The 19,887-nt window shown below is 41.1% G+C and carries 18 protein-coding genes; 15 read left to right on the top strand and 3 right to left on the bottom strand.

Annotated features, from left to right (window positions below):
- Positions 1-59 precede the first annotated feature (59 nt).
- Both FC32_RS01315 and FC32_RS01320 read left to right on the top strand, forming a co-directional pair.
- Positions 60-578 carry a hypothetical protein gene (locus FC32_RS01315; protein ID WP_025087283.1) on the top strand — a complete coding sequence of 173 codons (519 nt, stop codon included), beginning with the start codon at positions 60-62 and terminating at the stop codon, positions 576-578.
- 18 nt (positions 579-596) lie between these two features.
- On the top strand, positions 597-1,520 hold the full coding sequence (locus FC32_RS01320) for a DUF6681 family protein (protein WP_025087284.1): 924 nt from the start codon (positions 597-599) through the stop codon (positions 1,518-1,520).
- A gap of 57 nt (positions 1,521-1,577) precedes the next feature.
- Here FC32_RS01320 and FC32_RS01325 read toward each other — a convergent pair whose 3' ends face one another.
- Together FC32_RS01325 and hflX are read right to left on the bottom strand one after the other, a co-directional pair.
- Complete coding sequence (locus tag FC32_RS01325; protein ID WP_025087285.1) at positions 1,578-2,900, bottom strand: APC family permease; 1,323 nt, start codon at positions 2,898-2,900, stop codon at positions 1,578-1,580.
- Between the two features lie 271 nt (positions 2,901-3,171).
- Positions 3,172-4,425, bottom strand: coding sequence for a GTPase HflX (gene hflX / locus FC32_RS01330; protein ID WP_025087286.1), 1,254 nt, complete (start codon positions 4,423-4,425; stop codon positions 3,172-3,174).
- A gap of 407 nt (positions 4,426-4,832) precedes the next feature.
- Between hflX and FC32_RS01335 the strand changes: the two genes are divergently transcribed.
- The 7 genes from FC32_RS01335 (at position 4,833) to FC32_RS01365 (ending at position 12,359) form a co-directional block, all read left to right on the top strand.
- Positions 4,833-6,470, top strand: coding sequence for a peptide ABC transporter substrate-binding protein (locus tag FC32_RS01335; protein WP_025087287.1), 1,638 nt, complete (start codon positions 4,833-4,835; stop codon positions 6,468-6,470).
- 103 nt (positions 6,471-6,573) lie between these two features.
- Positions 6,574-7,503, top strand: coding sequence for an oligopeptide ABC transporter permease (gene opp3b / locus FC32_RS01340; RefSeq protein WP_025087288.1), 930 nt, complete (start codon positions 6,574-6,576; stop codon positions 7,501-7,503).
- Between the two features lie 5 nt (positions 7,504-7,508).
- Positions 7,509-8,534: an ABC transporter permease gene (locus FC32_RS01345; protein WP_025087289.1), complete on the top strand. Its 1,026-nt coding sequence runs from the start codon at positions 7,509-7,511 to the stop codon at positions 8,532-8,534.
- Between the two features lie 8 nt (positions 8,535-8,542).
- Complete coding sequence (locus tag FC32_RS01350) at positions 8,543-9,634, top strand: ABC transporter ATP-binding protein (RefSeq protein WP_025087290.1); 1,092 nt, start codon at positions 8,543-8,545, stop codon at positions 9,632-9,634.
- A gap of 18 nt (positions 9,635-9,652) precedes the next feature.
- Positions 9,653-10,609, top strand: coding sequence for an ABC transporter ATP-binding protein (locus FC32_RS01355; protein WP_056957208.1), 957 nt, complete (start codon positions 9,653-9,655; stop codon positions 10,607-10,609).
- A gap of 136 nt (positions 10,610-10,745) precedes the next feature.
- Positions 10,746-11,024: a DUF5976 family putative bacteriocin gene (locus tag FC32_RS01360; RefSeq protein WP_235722531.1), complete on the top strand. Its 279-nt coding sequence runs from the start codon at positions 10,746-10,748 to the stop codon at positions 11,022-11,024.
- Between the two features lie 204 nt (positions 11,025-11,228).
- Positions 11,229-12,359 (top strand): alpha/beta hydrolase, encoded by a 1,131-nt coding sequence (locus FC32_RS01365; RefSeq protein WP_207640529.1) that lies wholly within the window; start codon positions 11,229-11,231, stop codon positions 12,357-12,359.
- 42 nt (positions 12,360-12,401) lie between these two features.
- Here FC32_RS01365 and FC32_RS01370 read toward each other — a convergent pair whose 3' ends face one another.
- Complete coding sequence (locus FC32_RS01370) at positions 12,402-13,715, bottom strand: NCS2 family permease (RefSeq protein ID WP_025087293.1); 1,314 nt, start codon at positions 13,713-13,715, stop codon at positions 12,402-12,404.
- A 149-nt stretch (positions 13,716-13,864) separates the two neighbouring features.
- On the opposite strand from FC32_RS01370, the gene FC32_RS01375 reads away from it, so the two are divergent.
- The 6 genes from FC32_RS01375 (at position 13,865) to FC32_RS01400 (ending at position 19,800) form a co-directional block, all read left to right on the top strand.
- Positions 13,865-15,172, top strand: a complete 1,308-nt coding sequence (locus FC32_RS01375; RefSeq protein ID WP_082587118.1) for a PTS transporter subunit EIIC — start codon at positions 13,865-13,867, stop codon at positions 15,170-15,172.
- Positions 15,159-16,016 carry an alpha/beta hydrolase gene (locus tag FC32_RS01380; RefSeq protein ID WP_025087294.1) on the top strand — a complete coding sequence of 286 codons (858 nt, stop codon included), beginning with the start codon at positions 15,159-15,161 and terminating at the stop codon, positions 16,014-16,016. The genes FC32_RS01375 and FC32_RS01380 overlap by 14 nt, the downstream gene beginning before the upstream one ends.
- 40 nt (positions 16,017-16,056) lie before the next feature.
- Entirely contained in the window at positions 16,057-16,863 is an 807-nt protein-coding gene (proB, locus tag FC32_RS01385; protein WP_025087295.1) for a glutamate 5-kinase, read from the top strand.
- Positions 16,863-18,107 carry a glutamate-5-semialdehyde dehydrogenase gene (locus FC32_RS01390; protein WP_025087296.1) on the top strand — a complete coding sequence of 415 codons (1,245 nt, stop codon included), beginning with the start codon at positions 16,863-16,865 and terminating at the stop codon, positions 18,105-18,107. The genes proB and FC32_RS01390 overlap by 1 nt, the downstream gene beginning before the upstream one ends.
- 94 nt (positions 18,108-18,201) lie before the next feature.
- Positions 18,202-18,957: an NADPH-dependent oxidoreductase gene (locus FC32_RS01395; protein WP_025087297.1), complete on the top strand. Its 756-nt coding sequence runs from the start codon at positions 18,202-18,204 to the stop codon at positions 18,955-18,957.
- A 123-nt stretch (positions 18,958-19,080) separates the two neighbouring features.
- Positions 19,081-19,800, top strand: coding sequence for a hypothetical protein (locus FC32_RS01400; protein WP_025087298.1), 720 nt, complete (start codon positions 19,081-19,083; stop codon positions 19,798-19,800).
- Positions 19,801-19,887 lie beyond the last annotated feature (87 nt).

The raw sequence follows: 19,887 nt of genomic DNA on the forward strand, positions 1-19,887 counted from the left end.
TTTGCTAGCTAAGATGTAGTACGATAAAGTGTAATAAGAAAAAATTGGAGGAAATAAGTATGGGATACCGCACGCCTCCTTTATTGACACCATTTGCGATCTTATCGATCGTTTTGGGGTTAGGCGCAACAAACGTAGCCGTCAATAAAGTAACGCACACAACAGAAGGAAAGGCTGTCTCAACTGTTTCTACTAGCAGTAGTAGTACAGCTTCATCGCTTAGTTCATATCAAAGTAGTGTGACAAGTAGCAGTTCAAGCGATGACCACGATGAAGATAAAAAAGACGATAGTTCTAGTTCATCGGATAAGACAGATGCTAGCTCATCATCAACTGATAGTGGCCGTGATTCATCATCTGCCAATAAAACAAGTAGTTCGACGACTGATCGAACTGATGATGACAGTACGCAAACAACACAACAAAGTAGTTCCGCTACCCAAAGTTCAGTCACGACTGGTAGTTCTAGCTCAGCTTCAAGTAGCACAACGCGCAGTGGTACTGATCAAACTAGTGGTACCGGCAATCAAAATACAACAACGAGTAGTGGTGCTACGCAAAGCAGTGATACACAATAGGTTAGAGGTGATCGATTAATGTTTAGTCTTTTAGGCATGATCAATAGTTACATTGGATATTTCAACATGAATGCGACGTTAAAAAATCGCATTTATACGGTCGTTGGCTCCGTGGGTAATTTTTATTTGTTATACGTAGCTTACCGCTTTTTTGCAAATGGATTTTTCATTCGGGGACTATTATTTATCTGTGTCTTTTTGATCTTAGCGTATTTCGCATATTTAAACATCTTGTACTTTTTTACAGAGACTCGAGTTTCTAAATTTGATATCTCGCCTAAAGTCGAAAAAATGTTAGGGGTCAAGATCCCTGATACAAGGGCACAAGAAAAAGCTGCGCAAACGGCAGCGCCAGGTTTTGTGCAAACAAACGGAATTTTTAAAGACGAAGAATTTTTACCTTCGACGTTAGTGGTTGATCGCAAGCAACGCGAAAATTTACAAAAAATTGTTAAGCAATTAGAAGAAGTTGGTTACCTTAAGTTGGATTTTGGTGGTAAAAAAGACCGTGAACTCTTTAAGGGTGCTAAAAGTGGTGATCGTTTCTTAGCATTAGAAGAACCAGTCGCTTTGCCATATTATGAATTACGGGAGAAAAACGGCAAGTTATTAGTTTATGGTGGTGTTAACCAAATTGAGCGCCATGAACTAGGTGAATTGACCCAAGTCGGGCTTTTGCGTGGACATGAAGCTTTGGATCGTTATCAACTCTCCTTAGCGACTGCCGTGATCACTGCTGGACCATATAAGTTTGCTGGACGTTCAACGATGATGAAAAAAGAAACGCCATTTAAACTAGAAGTCCAAGTTGCTTATCGTGAAAAAGATGAAGACTTAAGCACAGGTGAAAAAATCAAAGCCGAAGTTGAACAAGAAGTGAAAAAAGAAACGACTGAGCTTGAAAGTGGCTTGAGTCGCAAAGATCGCTATCGCAGTAAATAGAAACTAAAAAACAGCTTGATCAATTATGATCAGGCTGTTTTTGTCTAAAAAGCTAAGTTATTTCTTTTGTTTTTCTTTGTAATAAAAGATCGGGATCCCACACAAGACGATCATAAGTGAGATCAAGACGCCACTTAGATCAGAGAACAATTCACTGACTAAAACAAAGGCAGCTCCTAAGATCGCCACGATCGGTGTCAACGGATAAAGTGGCACGGAGAAGGGGCGTTTTGCTTGAGAATCTTGGCGCCGTAGCTTAAAGACTCCAAAGAATGTCATCACGTAAAAACAATACACGGTAAAGATACAGATCTCAGTTAAACGATCAGGATCGACTGTTAAGATCATACCCGATGCGATCGTAGCGATAACAGTGATCGAAACCATTGGCGTGTGCATCGTTGGATTGAGATAAGCAAGTTGTTTAGAAAATGGCAATTCATTATTTTTAGCCATGGCATACATGATCCGTGGCATTGTCATAACTTTCCCATTCATACAACCTAGGATCGAAATGATGATCCCAATATTTAAGATCTTACCCCCTAGTTTCCCAAATGCCATTTCAGCAAAGTGGGGGGTAGCATTTTCCCCATAGCGAGCGATCATGTCAGCAGGCATCGTTTTAAAGACGCTATACGAAACAAACACGTAGATCAATAAGACGATCGAAAGTCCTAAGACGATCGCTAATGGCAAGATCCTTTGCGGGTTTTTGATCTCACCACCCATATTGGCGATCAAGATCCAGCCATCGTAAGCAAAAAGTGTAGCTAAGATCGCCACCCCAAAGTTACCTGCAACAGTGGTAGATTGTTCAGCTAAGACTTGCCCAACAGCATTTTGGTCACCAAACATGAGCCCAAAAATAATGATCGCAAAGATCGGTACGAGCTTACAGATGGTCGTGATGATTTGAAGGGCAGATCCAAAACGATTTGACAAAAAGTTAAAGGCTGAGATCAAGACGACGGATAAGACACCCACATAAGGAGTGTAAGTAGCAGAGAAACCGAAAAAGGCTTGTAATAAAATGGCAAGATAAGCCCCCAAAGCAGCGATCACTGCTGGTCCATAGACCGTGATCTGCATCCAACCGGATAAAAAGCCCCACAGTTTGCCGTATAAATTGTGCATGTACGTGTAAAGCCCACCGGTTTCTGGCATTTGAGAACCGATCTCAGCAATCGTTAGACCACTTGTCAGTGTTAAGATCCCCCCCAAAAACCAAGCTAATAAAGCTAAAGTCGTTGAGTGAGAATAACTTAAAACCGAAGCCTGTTTAAAGAAGATCCCAGAACCAATGACAGTCCCGATTACTAAGGCTAACGCGGAATAGAGATTAATCGAACGTTCTAGACGGACGTTTTCTTGTTTGATCGTAAACACCAACCTTCTTAAAAAGTATCTAAGATAAAAGTTAGCATATTTTAGTTTTTATGGAAAGTTTATTTTAAAATTTCATATATTTTTTTAGTAGATTTACTAAAAAAATCACGCAACAATCGGTATATTTTAAGCAGCGTGGCAATTTATTTAGGAAAATAACCCCTGATATCTTCAGTATTTTTCTAATCTTTACTAAAAAATAACTAATATCATGGCTGATTTTTGGTAAAAAAATAAGACGTATCCGTCACATGGATGCGTCTTATTTTACTTTCTTAAATTTCTCTAAGCGACCCGCTAAAACCGGGGAAACTTCGGCAGTGATCAAAGTACCATCGGCGTGGTAATCAGTATGTAAGACCGTGGCATTTTGATTGAGCTCTTCGACGAGCTTTCCTTGGGTATAAGGAATCAAATATTGACATGTTTGATAGTCTTTGAACAGCTCTTTTTTCAAGATATCTGCCAGGGCCCGCAAAGATGCTTCATCGCGCGCACTAAAAATCAATTCCTTGCCTTCAAAAGAAGGATATTGCAACGAAAGTTTATCGGCTTTGTTGAAAACATATAACATTGGGATGTCAGTTACACCGATCTCGGCCAAAGTTTTTTCGGTCGTTTCGATCATGTCTTGATAATGTTTATCTGATAAATCAACAACTTGGATCAATAAGTCAGCATTTGCAGCTGCTGCTAAAGTCGTGCGGAAAGCTTTGACTAATTGATGGGGCAACTTGGAGACAAAGCCAACCGTATCACTTAATAAGATCTCTTTATTGTCTTCAAAGTGTAACTTGCGGACTGAAGTATCAAGCGTCGCAAATAACATATCTTTTTCAAAAACTTGTTTATTGGCACTGTGCCCAAAAAGTTTTAATAGACCATTTAACGTGGTCGATTTACCCGCATTAGTATAACCAACTAGAGCAGCGGTTTTGATGCCCGAGCGTTGCCGTTGTTTTTGGCGTGTCTGTTGTTCTTTTTCGATCGTTTTTAACTCTTTGTTGAGCGCACTGATCTTTTTTTCGATGACCCGGCGATTTAATTCGAGTTTAGTTTCCCCGGCACCACGGTTAGTGTAACCTCCACCTGAGGTCTGTTGGTCTAATTTATTGACTAGACCGGTATGCAGACGCGGCAAACGGTATTGCAATTGGGCGATCTTAACTTGTAATTTAGCTTCTCTTGTTTTAGCCCGAGCCGCAAAGATCTCTAAGATCAGTGACGTGCGGTCCAAGACGCGTAAGCCGGTGATATTTTCTAAGTTTCTGATTTGAGTCGGTGTTAGCTCATCGTTTAAGATCAAAATTTCACTATTAGTGATCTCACCTGCAGTTTTGATCTCTTCTGCTTTGCCTTTGCCCAAATAAGTAGCGGCGATCGGACGCTCTAATTTTTGCTTAAAGCTTTTGGTAACTTCCATCTCGGCAGCCTGTGCCAAGGACACTAATTCTTCCATGGTGTAGGCAAAATTTTCTTGTTCTTGTTCGATTCCGGCGATGATAACTGGTGTCAAACTTAAACCCCCTTTTCGTTTCTTTGAGTAAAATTATACCACTGATCGGGTAAAAGTTAGACTTTGGCAGCGTAAATTAATATTTTAGATAAAATGATGATATTTAAAAGTGGTTAAAAAGATAAAAAAATGACAAACGTTTTATTTTTTTAACGATAAAATGGGCATTTTTAAGTGTGAAATACAAAAAAATTTAGATAAGAATGAGTGGCTTTAATAAAGGTAAAAACCTTTAGCATCAAGGGGTGGGACAGAAAACTAAATTTATATTTATAAATATCGTTAGTTTTAATTAGAATAAAAGCTTGATTTTAATGGTGTTTTCATATAATATTTTAGTCACGAAGTTATTATAAGTAGGATATGGCAAATAAGTCATAGTGCAATTATTAAGGAGTTGTAGATATATGAAATTAGCTAAATTAGCCAAAGCTAGCGCTGTTGTAGCGATTTCAGCTGTTTTTTTAACTGCTTGTGGCAGTAAATCTAGCAATAGTTCCGCTGATAAGCAAGTGCTCAATTGGAGTATTAACGCTGAGTTGCCAACAATGGATCCGTCCAAAGCAACAGATACCGTTAGTTTTAACCAATTGAACAACTCGATGGAAGGTCTTTATCGTTTAGGGAAAAATTCAAAGATCTTACCGGGGATCGCTAAGAAGACAGAAGTTTCTGATGATGGTTTAACTTATACCTTTACCCTTAGAGAAAATGCTAAGTGGTCAAACGGTGATAAGGTAACTGCCAAAGATTTTGTTTATTCTTGGCAACGTACAGTAGACCCAGCTACAGGGTCACAATATGCTTACTTATTTGATGGCATTGCTAATGCAAATGACATCATGGAAGGCAAAAAGCAACCTAGTGAATTAGGGATCAAAGCCGATGGCGACTACAAGTTAGTTGTAACGCTTGACAAACAGATTCCATACTTCAAGCTCTTGATGGGCTTCCCAGTATTCTTCCCACAAAATGAAAGTGCGGTTAAAGAATACGGTTCTAAATACGGGACAGCTTCTAAGTACATGGTTTATAACGGACCATTTAAACTTTCTGGCTGGACTGGTTCAAACTTATCCTGGTCATTAGTTAAGAATAGCAGTTACTGGGATAAGAAGAACGTTAAACTTGACACGATCAACTTCAAGGTCAACAAGCAAGATTCCACAGCTTACAACTTGTATCAATCAGGCAAGATCGATGCAACTGTTTTAGGGGCTGAACAAGCACGTAACCTTAAAGGTCAAACAGGTTATACTAACCGTGAACAAGCATCAACGTTCTACTTGCAACTTAACCAAACAAAATCTGAATTCCAAAACTTAAAGATCCGTCAAGCGATCTCTAAGGCGATCGATCGTTCCCAATTCGTTAAACAAGTTTTAGCGGGGGCATCTACACCGGCTAAAGGTTTTGTTTCTAGCGGTTTAGCCACATACAACGGAACAGATTTCACCACTGCATCATACGTGAAATCAGCGGTCAACTATGATACAAAAGAAGCTAAGAAGCTCTTTGAAGAAGGCTTAAAAGAAATCGGTAAAGATAGCATCGAATTTACGATCTTATCTGATGATACAGACAAAGGTAAGAAATCAACTGAATTCTTACAAAGTGCTTTGACGGAAGCATTTGGTTCTGACAAGATCAAAGTTTCTGCTTCAAACGTGCCATTTAAGACTCGTTTATCTAGAACAACAGAAGGTAACTTTGATGTTGTGCTTTCTGGTTGGGGCGCAGACTTTGCTGATCCGATCTCGTTCTTAGACTTGATGACATCTGATAACTCGCAAAATGCTGGTAAGTGGAAGAACGAAGAATACGACAAGTTGATCGAAGCATCTAAGACAACTGATGCTAACGATGAAGCAAAACGTTGGAACGACTTAGTGGAAGCTGAAAAGATCTTGATGAACGATCAAGGTATCATTCCAGTTTACCAAGCTTCAGAAGCATGGATGGTCAAACCTTCAGTGAAGAATATTATCTTTAACTCGGCTGGGGTAAATTACAACTTCAAGGAAACTTATATTTCAGGTAACTAACCTTTAATGACAAAAGATAATTAAAAATAGTTGAACAACGCAGGACTAACTCTCCTGCGTTGTTTGCCACAAAAAGACATCTCGAGAATGAGAGGAAAACAATATGAAGAAATACCTACTAAAGCGGGTTTTCTATATGGCGTTGACCTTGTTTTTGGTAGCTACCATCACCTTTTTCTTGATGAAGCTCATGCCAGGGACGCCATATTCAAACCAAGAAAAAATGTCACCTGAACAGATTGCGATCATGAACCAACAATATGGTTTAGATAAGCCGATCTGGATGCAATACTTGCTTTATATGGGCGGGATGCTCCACGGTGATCTCGGAACATCATTCCAATTTAGTAACCAACCGGTCTCTTATTTGATCTCTAGTCGGATCGGTGCATCTGCTCAATTAGGGATCCAAGCGATGATCTTTGGGATCTTTTTTGGGATCATCTTTGGTTCGATCGCAGCGATCAACCGCAATACTTGGGTTGATACTTCGGTGACGGTTCTTTCCATCATCGGCAAATCAGTGCCTAACTTTGTGTTAGCTGTCTTGTTGCAATACTATATTGCCTTGAAATTAGGCTGGTTCCCGATCGCTGACTGGGACGGCTTTGCATATACGATTTTACCGACGATCGCCTTAGGTGTAGGTCCGTTGGCAGAAACTTCTAGGTTTATGCGAACGGGGATGGTCGATGTGTTAAACTCCGACTATATTGAGCTTGCAAAAGCAAAAGGGCTAAGCAAGTTTCAGATCGTGTACCACCACGCATTGCGGAATAGTTTGATTCCTTTAGTAACTTTGATCGGACCATATACAGTTGCTTTGATGACTGGGTCGATGGTTATCGAAAACATTTTCTCGATCCCAGGTATCGGGGAACAGTTCGTTAAATCGATCTTAACCAATGACTACCCAACGATCATGGGGGTCACAATGTTGTACTCTGCGGGCTTAGTAGCCGTTATCTTATTGACTGATATTATTTACGGTATCATTGATCCGCGTATTCGACTCGCTGGAAATGGGGACTAATCACTATGGAAGAAAAAATGAAATTACAACCAGAAGATTTTCAAGCGCTTGAGGTAACGACCGAGCTTGATGCTGAAAAAATTGCAGCGCCCTCTTTGACGTTTACGCAAGATGCATGGCGCCGTTTAAAGAAGAATAAAGGAGCAGTTATCTCACTGTTCATCGTGTTAATTATGATCGTGCTCTCATTTGGCTCGACACCATTTGTTAACCGTGATACGTTGGTCAAATCACAACCACAATACGCTAACTTACCATCTAAGATCCCAGGGGTAAATATCAATGGGTTAAATGGTAAAGCAGAAGTTGGTGGAGTCTGGGTCGATAAATATGCCCAAGCTGGTGTTCCTAAAGACAAATACTTTATCTTTGGGACAGACTACTTAGGTCGTTCATTAGGGCAACGGATCCTTTATGGGACAAAGATCTCGTTGATCGTTGCGTTAGTCGCCACCTTCTTTGATCTGACCATCGGGGTGACCTATGGGATCGTCTCGGGGTGGAAAGGTGGACGCACCGATAACGTGATGCAGCGGATCATCGAAGTTATCTCCTCGGTTCCAAGTTTAGTTATTGTTGTTTTGATGTTAGTTGTCTTTAAACCAGGGATCGGTTCGATCATTTTAGCGATCGCGATCTCTAGTTGGACAACGATGGCGCGGATGATCCGGGCTGAGACCTTGCAGTTAAAGAGTCAAGAATATGTTTTAGCGGCAAGGACTTTAGGTGAATCGCCAACAAAGATCGCTTGGAAGCACTTGGTACCAAACTTATCAAGTATCATTATCATCCAAACGATGTACACGATTCCAAATGCGATCTTCTTTGAAGCTTTCTTGAGCTTTATTGGGATCGGGATCTCGGCGCCAGAAACTTCTTTAGGTGTCTTATTAAATGAAGGCCAAAAGAATTTCCAATTTTTACCATATCAAATGTGGTACCCAGCTATCGTTTTATGTGTCTTGATGATCTCATTTAACTTATTAGGTGACGGTCTGCGGGATGCATTTGATCCAAAAACTAGAAGGTAGGTTGTAGTATGGCTGAACGTATTTTAGATGTAAAAAACCTTAAGATTGATTTTCACACTTATGCTGGTGAAGTAAAGGCCATTCGCGACGTGAGCTTTCATTTAAATAAAGGTGAAACTTTAGCTATTGTGGGCGAATCTGGTTCAGGTAAATCAGTTACGACTAAAAGTATTATGGGCCTTTTAGCAAGTAATGCTAAAGTTGTCGGTGGTCAAATCATGTTTAGGGGTCAAGATCTCTTACAAAAAACTGAAAAAGAGATGCAAAAGATCCGGGGCAAAGACATCGCAATGATCTTCCAAGATCCGATGACTTCGCTTGACCCAACGATGAAAATCGGGCGTCAGATCGCCGAACCTTTAATGGTCCATAAAAATATGGATAAGAAAAAAGCGATGGCGCAAGCGTTAGAGATCTTAAAATTAGTTGGGATCAAAAATGCCGAAGAACGCTTCAACAATTATCCGCACCAATTTTCTGGGGGACAACGGCAACGGATCGTGATTGCGATCGCATTAGTTTGTTACCCTGAGATCTTGATCGCCGATGAACCAACAACGGCCTTGGACGTAACGATCCAAGCACAGATCTTGAACTTGATGAAAGAATTACAAGAAAAAATCGAAACTTCGATCATCTTTATCACCCACGACTTAGGTGTCGTAGCGGGGATGGCTGATCGGGTCGCCGTAATGTATGCGGGTCAGATCGTTGAATATGGGACAGTTGATGAGATCTTTTATAATCCAAAACATCCATATACTTGGGGCTTGTTAAACTCCATGCCAACGCTTTCCAGTACAAAACTAGAAGCGATCCCAGGGACACCACCAGATTTATTGGATCCACCAAAAGGCGATCCATTTGCAGCAAGAAATCCGTATGCGATGAAGATCGATGCGCAAAAACAACCACCGTTTTTCAAAGTGTCCGATTCACACTATGCTGCAACTTGGCTCTTGCATCCCGATGCACCAGCAATCGAGCCCCCAGCTGAGATCATTCGCCGAGCAAAGATTTGGCGTGAGATTCAAGAACAAGAAGAAGTGGCACGCAATCGCCGCGAAAAAGCACAAAAAGAAGCTGCTAAAGGCAAATAGACCAGGAGGAATTTTTACATGCCAGAAAATCACAAAAAATTGCTTGAAGTCAAGCACTTAAAACAATACTTCGGCGTGGGCAAACCTAGTATGGTCAAAGCCGTTGATGATGTTACTTTTCACATTTATGAAGGTGAAACTTTTGGGTTGGTAGGTGAATCTGGTTCCGGGAAAACAACGACGGGACGTAGTATTATTCATCTTTATGATCCAACTGATGGTCAGATTTTATTTAACGGCAAAGATGTCAGCAAGCTAACTTCACGCAAGGATCACTTAGAATTTTGCCGTGAAATGCAAATGATCTTCCAAGATCCTTATGCTTCTTTGAACCCGCGGATGACGGTCGAAGATATTATTGCCGAAGGAATTGATATTCACCATTTGGCAAAAAATAAAGCTGAACGGCGTAAGATCGTAGAAGATCTCTTAGAAACTGTTGGCTTAAACAAAGACCATGCTAGTCGTTATCCGCACGAATTTTCCGGGGGACAACGGCAAAGAATCGGGATCGCCCGTGCTTTAGCGGTCGAACCACGTTTTATCATTGCCGATGAACCGATCTCGGCTTTGGACGTGTCGATCCAAGCCCAAGTGGTCAACTTGTTAAAAGAATTGCAGGAACAAAAAGGCTTGACTTATCTTTTCATCGCACATGACCTTTCAATGGTGAAGTACATTTCAGATCGTATTGGGGTAATGCACTATGGTCGTTTGTTGGAAGTGGGCCCAGCAGATGATGTGTATAACAAACCACTCCACGATTACACTGCCAGTTTGATCTCGGCTGTTCCAGAGCCAGATCCAGAATTTGAACGTAATCGCCGGCAGATCGAATACGATGCCTCAATTGAAGATGATAAAGAAGGTAAGCCACGCAAGTTACATGAGATCACACCGGGACACTATGTACGTTGTTCGGAAGATGAGATCAAATTGTACCAAGCAAAAGCTGCAAGTTACGAAGAAAAATAAATAATTATTTTGAAGCAAGATATTTGTCGCTTGATGAATATCTTGCTTTTTATTTGCCATGTAGTCCAAATTTGAAGGGAAAAAGCGCCAAATTTGCCAAATTTAACACAATTTTTGGGAGAAAAATATAATCAAGTTGCAAACAATAGTCAAGAAATTGAAAGAAGATGATTTGATGAAGTTATGGCACTGGTGGTTACAAGGCGGGATCAAAGGCAACAAACGCTACATCATTTTTCCACTGTCAGAGGCAGTAGCAATTCCGTTTGGGATCTGGCTTTTAACAGCGCCTGAATGTAGCTTTCTTCAATACTTAGTAACCCCTAAAATGATTGTCGTTGTGCTAGTTTGTTTAGTTGGCGGTGGTGCTTTACTTAACGGTTTAGATCGGCTCGTTGAAACCATTAAAAAATAGGATTCTGGACGCTTTTTGACTTGGTTAATGTTGCTTTAGTAGCTATGAAGCAAAAATACTTAATTTGCACAAATTTCCAGTATTAATGCTAGTTATAGCACGATAAAAATATCATATTGTACTTTGAAAACGCTGCCCCCTATAATTTGAAATGAAAGAAGGGGCAAGCATGATGCTTGTAATTTGATAAAGAAAAGGAAAAATATGATGATGCAACAAAGATTAAAATTAGCCGCTTTGGTAGTTTTGACGCTTGGGACTTTGAGTGCATGTTCAACTAATACTAGTTCTAGCAAAGTAACTAATTCGAGTTCAAGTCAAGCAAAAACAACAAGTAGTAGTTCAAAAGTCTTGCAAATCGCTAATCAAGGATTATTTTCTGCAGGGGGAACCGTAACGCAATCTGAAGGGATCTTTGAGCCAACTGATCAATGGGAAGAAACTGGGGCCGGTCAAACTTCGCACGTTGACCATGCTAATGTCTTTTATCAAGTACCACAAAAAGCAAATGAGTTACCAATGGTCTTTTTACATGGCTATGGGCAGTCACGAATGGGGTGGCAAACGACGCCTGATGGTCGCGCAGGTTGGGCAAACTATTTCTTGCGCCAAGGGCATAGTGTGTATCTTGTCGATCAACCGCATCGGGGCGAAGCTGGACAAACGTCAATCGCAGGTGATATCAGTACTAAGACCTTAGATCAACGCTGGTATACCCAATTTCGGATCGGGCGGTGGGAAAATGGTAAGTCAAATGTTTACCAAGGCTCCCAGTTCCCAAATGATGAAGCATCTTTAAATCAATTTTTTCGGCAAATGACGCCTGATACTGGCATGAAATCTGATATGGGGGAAGATTTCGACAATGAATTAGTCGCGCGTGATCTGGCGGCTACAGTCGATGAAGTCAAGCAACGAACTGGGAAAAAAGCGCTCGTAGTTACTCATTCACAAGGTGGTGGAGCTGGTTGGACGGCAGCGCGTTATACTGATAATATTGCGGGAATTATTGCAATTGAACCTGGCAATGCGCCAAGTGAAGATAGTGATGAATTTAAGGCGCTCTTGGCAAAAAAGGTCCCAGTGACATTTTACTATGGTGATTACATTGATAACGGAGATGAAGATATCGCAGCGACTGCGATTTGGCAAGGGATTCGGCAAAATGCGAGTGATTTTGTCAAGCAGTATCAACAAGCCGGTGGGAAAGCAACGTTAGTCGATCTGCCTAAAGAAGGGATCAAGGGCAATACTCACTTCATGTTCCAAGATAAAAATAGTGATACCATTGCTAAACATGTTGAAAATTGGATCGCTAAAAATGCCGCTAAATAGCTAACAAAAATGGGTACTCGCAAAAAACGAGTACCCATATTTTTATTTTCCGTTATTTAAAACCCAGAAAAAGATCAAAAAGACAAAGAATAAGCCATACATCAAGGCTGGGACTTCTTTTCCACGTTTAGCGGCGATCATTGTGATCGGATAAGCGATAAAGCCTAAAGCTAAGCCATCTGAAATGCTATAAGTCAAAGGCATTCCTGCCACGATCAAAAATGATGGGATCGCGATCTCAAGTTTTGTCCAGGTGATCTGTGCCATACTTTGTGCCATTAAGACCCCGACGATGATCAAAGCTGGTGCCGTGACTTGCGATGTTGCCACCGTTAAAAGGGGTGAGAAAAATAGCCCAAAGATGAACAAAAAACCGGTCGTTACGGCAGTTAACCCGGAACGTCCTCCCACGGCGATCCCTGCAGAAGATTCAACGTAAGCACCGACAGGAGAAGTCCCAAAAAGCGAACCGCAAAGCATCGCAGTCGAGTCAGACATCAAGGCTTTGCCGACACGTGGCATCTTATTATTCGTTAAAAAGCCAGCTTGTTGGGCTAAAGCGATCAAAGTTCCAGCAGTATCAAAGAAAGTTACTAATAAGAAAGTCAACACGACGATCCACATTTGGAGCGTGTTGATGTCTTTTAAGTGTTGTAAGGCTACTAAAAATGTTTGGTCCATACTTGGTGCTGGGGCGACGATCCCGGTTGGAACAGCAATGTTACCGGTTATGATCCCAAAAATCGCAGATAAGACCATTCCAATAAAGATCGCACCTGGAACGCGCATGACCATTAAGATCGCTACAACAACTAAGCCAAAAATAGTGACCCAAGTCGTGCCCGAAAAGCTCCCAAGGCTAACTAAAGTTGATTTATTAGCGACGATCAAGCCCCCGCCTTGTAGACCGATAAAAGCGATAAATAATCCGATCCCCGCTGAGATCGCTGCTTTTAAGTCGGCTGGGATCGCATCAATGATCATTTCGCGTAACTTAAAAACGGTGATCAATAAGAAGATCACGGATGCCACAAAGACCCCGGCTAAAGTTGTTTGCCAGGGGATCTTCATGCCGATACAAACCGAATAAGCAAAAAAGGCATTGATCCCTAAACTAGGAGCAGTTGCGATCGGGTATTTAGCTAAGATCCCCATTAAGATACAGCCGATCGCACTGGCTAAAGCAGTGGCAGTAAAAACAGCTCCTTTATCCATGCCAGAAGCCCCTAAGATCTCAGGGTTAACAAACAGGATATAAGCCATGGAGATAAAGGTCGTAAAACCGGCGAGTAATTCGCGTTTGATGTTGGTATTTAGACCCTTTAAATCAAAATAATTGCTGATTGCATTTTTCAAAATATCCACCTCATAAAGATTAATTCCAGCAAATTACTATGATAAACAGAAAAAATTTTGTTTGCAACTAATTTGTGACCAAGATATTTTAAACCCCAAAAATTTAGTATATACTGAAAAGAAGAAATCGTTTTTAAGGGGGGAGACCATTGTTAGAACAAAAAATTATTGCCTGGGGACTAAAGGTACGTAAATGGTCTTTTTTACGAATTATCCAGCGAACTTTTGCGGTGTTATTTCCCTTCATTTTGATCGGAAGTTTTGCCCAAGTGCTGGAATTTTCTTTATTATACCGTGATGGCTTTTTAGCTAATCTGACTAAAATCTATGATTGGTTGCCACATTATCGGGCGTTTAATCAGTTATTTGGGGGGATCTATATGTTGACTGCAGGGATCATTTCGGTCTTTGCAGCGGGGCTAGCGGCTAAATATACCGCCCAATTTGCTAAACGTGACGGTCAGATCGCGGGGGTAACAGGGATGATCGCCTTTTTTGCGATTTGTTACCAGCGTTCACAAAATGGCGACCAATTGAATTTTAAACTGGAATTACTAGGCTTTTCTGGTTTGATCTTAGGACTGTTATGTGGTTATTTTGTCGGTCTCTTATTTAAATGGGCGAGCCCAGAATTAACGACTGACAAAGAACACAATGCTGCGCTATTTGAACGTTCTTTCCGGGCACTCTTGCCGATCACATTTGCCTTGATCGGAGCGTTAGTGATCAATGTTTTACTGGGATTGATCTATAAATATCAAGTCTTTGAAACGATCAATGATTGGCTCCAAAGTCAAGCGCTCAAGCAAAGTGGGGTCTTGCCAGTGTTCTTACTAGCAACCTTAACGCTGATCTTTTCTTGGTTGGGGTTGAGTGGACCGTATGAAAGTAACACTTTTGATAGCGATCAAAGTGCGTTACGCAACTTGAATTATGCGTTAACACATAGCGATCTTGCTAAAGTACCGGATAAGTTCAACGCTAATACGCTTTACTTTAGTTTTGGAACATTAAGTGGCACGGGTGCTTTACTGGCATTGATCTTGGCGTTATTTATCGTGTCACATCGCAAAAATAATCGCCGTTTAGCTTACCTAACAGTTTTCCCGGGAATTTTTAATGCGAATGCGTCATTTATGATCGGTTTACCGATCTTGTTTAATCCGTTTTATCTCGTGCCATTTTTATTAATTCCGTTATTTAACATGTTGATCGGGGCGCTTTTGTTAGCAAGTGGGCTGATTTTACCAGCTGTTTATCCAGTATTGTTGACGACTCCGGGAGTTTTATACAGTTTCATTGGGACTAATGGGGCGTGGGTAAGTTTGCTCGTGCCACTAGTCTTATTGATCTGTGATACTTGCCTATATATTCCCTTTGTGCGGTTTGCCGAAAAAATCTCGGATGCCATGGAAGCAGAACAAAGAAAAGAAGGTGTAGCACATGAAGTTAAATAAGCGTGGGCTGCTCTTAGTTGGTTTAGTGTTACTAGCGCTTATTGGGTTGGCGATCCCGTCTTATAACTGGACGCAAAAAAACGTTAAACAAATGGCACGCTTGCATAATTCGCAACTTTCGCCGGTTATTATGATCCCGGGCAGTTCAGCTTCGGTTAATCGTTTCGATGCACTGATCAAAAAGATCAATAGTCGCAGTCAAAAAAAGCACAGCTTGTTAAAAGTCAAAGTTTATAATAATGGTAAGATCACTTATTCTGGTAAGATCCAACCAAAAGATAATGAACCATTTATTGTGGTCGGTTTTGAAAATAATAAAGATGGTTATAGCAATATTTTAAAACAAGCTAAGATGTTTGATAAAGCTTTTAATCAGCTAGCTAAACGTTATGAATTCAACAATTTTAAAGCTTTTGGCCATTCTAACGGGGGCTTGATCTACACGGCCTTTTTAGAAAAATATATGTCTAAATATGATGTTAGAGCTAAAGTTTTAATGACCGTTGGGACCCCGTATAACTTTTCGGAAACGTCAGTCCAACGCAAGACACAGATGTTAGCCGATTTTATTAAAAACCGCAAAAATTTACCGAAAGATCTGTCAGTGTATACAGTGGCTGGAACCAAGACTTACGACTCAGACGGGCTTGTCCCAGAAGCAAGTGTGGCGGCCGGAAAATACATCTATCAAGGAGTAGTGAAGCATTTTACACAGATCACCGTGACTGGCGAAGATGCGCAACACTCAGATCTACCGCAAAATGATCAGATCATCGAATTGATCAGTCGCTATGTCCTTGATCAACAAACACAAAAGAGTAAAAAACTAAAAGAAAGTAATTGATCTTTCAGTGAAAAATATTGTTTAACTTGGAGGAATTTTTATGACAAGACAAAAGCTAGATGCGCAACGAATCGTCGTCAAAGTGGGAACAAGTACTTTGATCCACAGTAACGGTAAGGTCAACTTACAAGCAATCGACCAACTTTGTTACACTTTGACGGGCCTGGTAAATGAAGGCAAACAAGTTGTGTTAGTCTCGTCTGGTGCGATCGGTGTTGGAATGGGACAATTAGGCTTGCATGCGCGCCCCGAAGCGATTCCGGCACAACAAGCTTTGGCTGCGATCGGGCAAAGTGGGTTGATGGCCGTGTATCAACAACGATTTGCGCTTTATGGGCAACGGATCAGTCAGATCTTGTTGACTCATGATGTCTTAGAATATCCGACAAGTCGTAAAAACGCCCTCAATACGTTTGAACGCTTATTAGAGTGGGGGGTGATCCCGATCGTTAACGAAAACGATACGGTAGCCGTCGATGAAATGGATCACTATACTAAATTTGGTGATAATGACCAACTGTCTGCCATTGTTGCATCGATCGTTGATGCTGATCTTTTGATCATGTTATCAGATATTGATGGTTTCTTTGACAAAAATCCGCGTAAATATCCCGACGCTAAATTATTTGAACGAATTACCCAGATCGATGAAGAAATCTTAGAAGCTGCCGGTGGCAAGGGCTCTAAATTTGGTACTGGTGGGATGACGACCAAGCTAAAAGCTGCTCAAAAGATGCTAGAAAATGATAAGATGATGGTATTAGCAAATGGTGCTGACCCAGCGATCATCTTTGATCTAATGAAAGGTGAAGCCCGTGGGACGCTTTTTGCAAAGGAGGAAAAATAATGGCAATTGATTTGATCGAAATGGGCCAAGCTGCCCGCAAAGCAGCCTTTGAATTAGCCCAAATGAGTACGACTAAAAAAAATGAACTTTTAATGACGATGGCACAAGCTTTAGTGGCAAACACTGAAGTAATCATCACTGCCAATCAAACTGACTTGAAAAAAGCTAAGGAAATGCCCCAAAACTTTGTCGATCGTTTGACCTTAGACGAAGCCCGGATTAAAGATATGGCAAATGGGTTAAAGCAGATCGCTAACTTGCCCGATCCGATCGGTAATATTGATACGGGCTGGACAAATCAAGATGGCTTAAAGATCGTTAAACGGCGCGTTCCTTTAGGTGTCGTTGGGATGATCTATGAAGCACGTCCTAATGTGACCGTTGATGCGGCTGGTCTGTGCTTTAAAGCCGGCAATGCGGTGATCTTACGAGGGGGCAAGGAAGCCTTAGCAACAAATACTAAATTAGCCCAAGTATTGCAAGATGTTTTGCAAGCAAATGGGGTAGATCAAAATGCGATCCAACTCATCACAGAAACTTCACACCATGTTGCTGAAAAATTCATGCAACTAAATGGCTACCTTGACGTGTTGATTCCGCGTGGTTCGGCACGTTTGATCCAAACAGTTGTCCAAAAAGCAACGGTTCCAGTGATCGAAACGGGGGCCGGCAATTGCCATATCTATGTGGATGAAAAAGCAGATCTAGGGATGGCTGAAAAAATCGTGGTCAACGCAAAATGCCAACGTCCATCGGTCTGCAATGCAGCGGAAACGCTCTTGGTTCACCAAGCTGTAGCCGAAACTTTCTTGCCACAAGTAGCGCAAGCGTTAGCTAAATATCACGTGGAGTTGCGTGGTGATGAAAGAACATGTGAGATCTTAGGGGATGCGGTCCCTGCAAGCGAACGTGACTGGGATACTGAATACAATGATTACATTTTGACTGTTGGCGTTGTTGATACTTTGGCAGATGCAATTACTCATATCAATGCGCATAATACCAAACACTCAGAAGCAATTGTCACCGATAGTTATCAAAATGGCCAACGCTTTGTTGATGAAGTGGATGCTTCAACGGTCTATATCAATGCCTCCACGCGCTTTACAGATGGTTTTGTCTTTGGATTTGGCGCTGAGATCGGGATCTCGACGCAAAAATTACACGCCCGTGGACCAATGGGCTTAGAAGCGCTAACGACAACTAAATATATCGTAAATGGTAACGGTCAAATTCGCCAATAAACGGTCAAAGCAGTCTAAACTTAGGCTGCTTTTTGCATTTTTAAAGAATAAGTGCTATCATTTTATTTACTTTAAGTAAGTCAGAAGGGTGAATATGGAAAAATTAAATGAGACTTTAACCACACAATTGAATCATCGGACGATCAGAAAATTCAGTCCTAAGCCAGTCACACAAAACGAATTAGCATTGCTATTTGAAGCGGCCCGTCATACTTCGACTAGTGAATTTTTACAACAATTTTCGATTTTGCGGATTACTGATCCCGCTAAAAAAGAAGCGATCCGCGAAATTTCTCACCAAGATTATGTGGGAGGAAACGGTGAATTATTGATCTTTTTAGCTGATTTAAATCGTAATTATCAGATCAGAAAACAACTTGGTAAAGACGTTGGCCGTTTACAAACAACTGATCTCTTTTTCCAAGCCCAAAACGATATGGTCTTAGCGGTCCAAAATACCTTACTAGCAGCGGAAAGTCTAGGTTTAGGTGGTGTCATTCTTGGTAGTATCAATGATGATCCTAAGCGTTTAGTGGAAGTTTTGGAGTTGCCTAAATTGACTTATCCGATCTTAGGGTTACAAATCGGTCATCCTGCCCAAGAGCCACAATTAAAGCCTCGCTTACCGTTAGAGTTTACCGTCTTTGAAAATGATTATCCTACTGAATTTCCAGTAGAAAAATTGGCTGATTATGATAAAATCGTGCACACGTATTACGATCTACGCGATGCTAATCGCCGTGTTGATGAGTTCACGACCCAAATCGCATCAGCCAAATTAGATAAACGCGTAACAAAGCGCGATGATATCGTAGCGGCGCTTCATCACCAAGGGTTGTGTTTAGAATAATCAAAAAGAGCAGCTGTTTAGTTGCTCTTTATTTTTTACTAACTAAAAGTTCTTATGGATATGTTTTAAGGGTAGTTACTGGTATAATGAAGTTGTTTTTAGCATAGGAATGAAGGATAAGTGATGGAATGGCATAAATATTTAGCGAAATTAACTAAATTTGACCAACAATGTGGTCAGTTGACGTTAGCGCATAAAAAGATCAAGGCTACTCAGGCAACCGTAAAAGCTTACAGTATGCGGCAAATTCCACCGACGTCGTTACCAAAGCTTAGTTTTTCTGAGCACTATTTAGAATTACATATGTTAAAGCATCCAGAACTGTTTGCGCTAGCGAGTTGTTTAGCCGATCTGCGTCAGACGTTGATCGAAAATTTTGGCGTGTGGCATGTTTTTTCACAAGTCTGGTTGACCGATCTTAAAAAGGAGTTACAACCCGGGAAATCTTTAGTCCTTATGTGTGGCAATGCGATCTTAGCCGCGCAATTACCCGACGCCATTGCGGTTGATGACCTTGATTGGCAAAAACAAGATAACACGACACCTAGACCGTGGCGCACGGTCGAAAAAATGGATGCGTTACTTGCAGTTGAAAAATATTGTGAACAGGTGGACAATATTATTTTAGAATGGGCACCCGAGCAGACGACCTGCGATACGGCAATTTTGGCTTTTTTACGCACTAAAAAGTGGGCGGGAAAATTCATCGTGATCGGTGAACGCCAAGGTGCTACTAATTCGCAGGCCTTTTGGCAACAAGCTCAGGTGAATGCACCACCAAGTTTAAATGTGCATCACCAGCCGTTTGATTTTATTTCAGACCGAGTTTACGTGGTCACATAGTTGATTTTTACGAATTTCTTTAGGTCTAAGCAGCTAAAGTTTTGGTAAAATATATGATAGGTATTAAGTTTGACAAGGGGGATCAAA

The sequence above is a fragment of the Ligilactobacillus apodemi DSM 16634 = JCM 16172 genome (genome assembly GCF_001434405.1).
Taxonomy (GTDB): Bacteria; Bacillota; Bacilli; order Lactobacillales; family Lactobacillaceae; genus Ligilactobacillus; species Ligilactobacillus apodemi.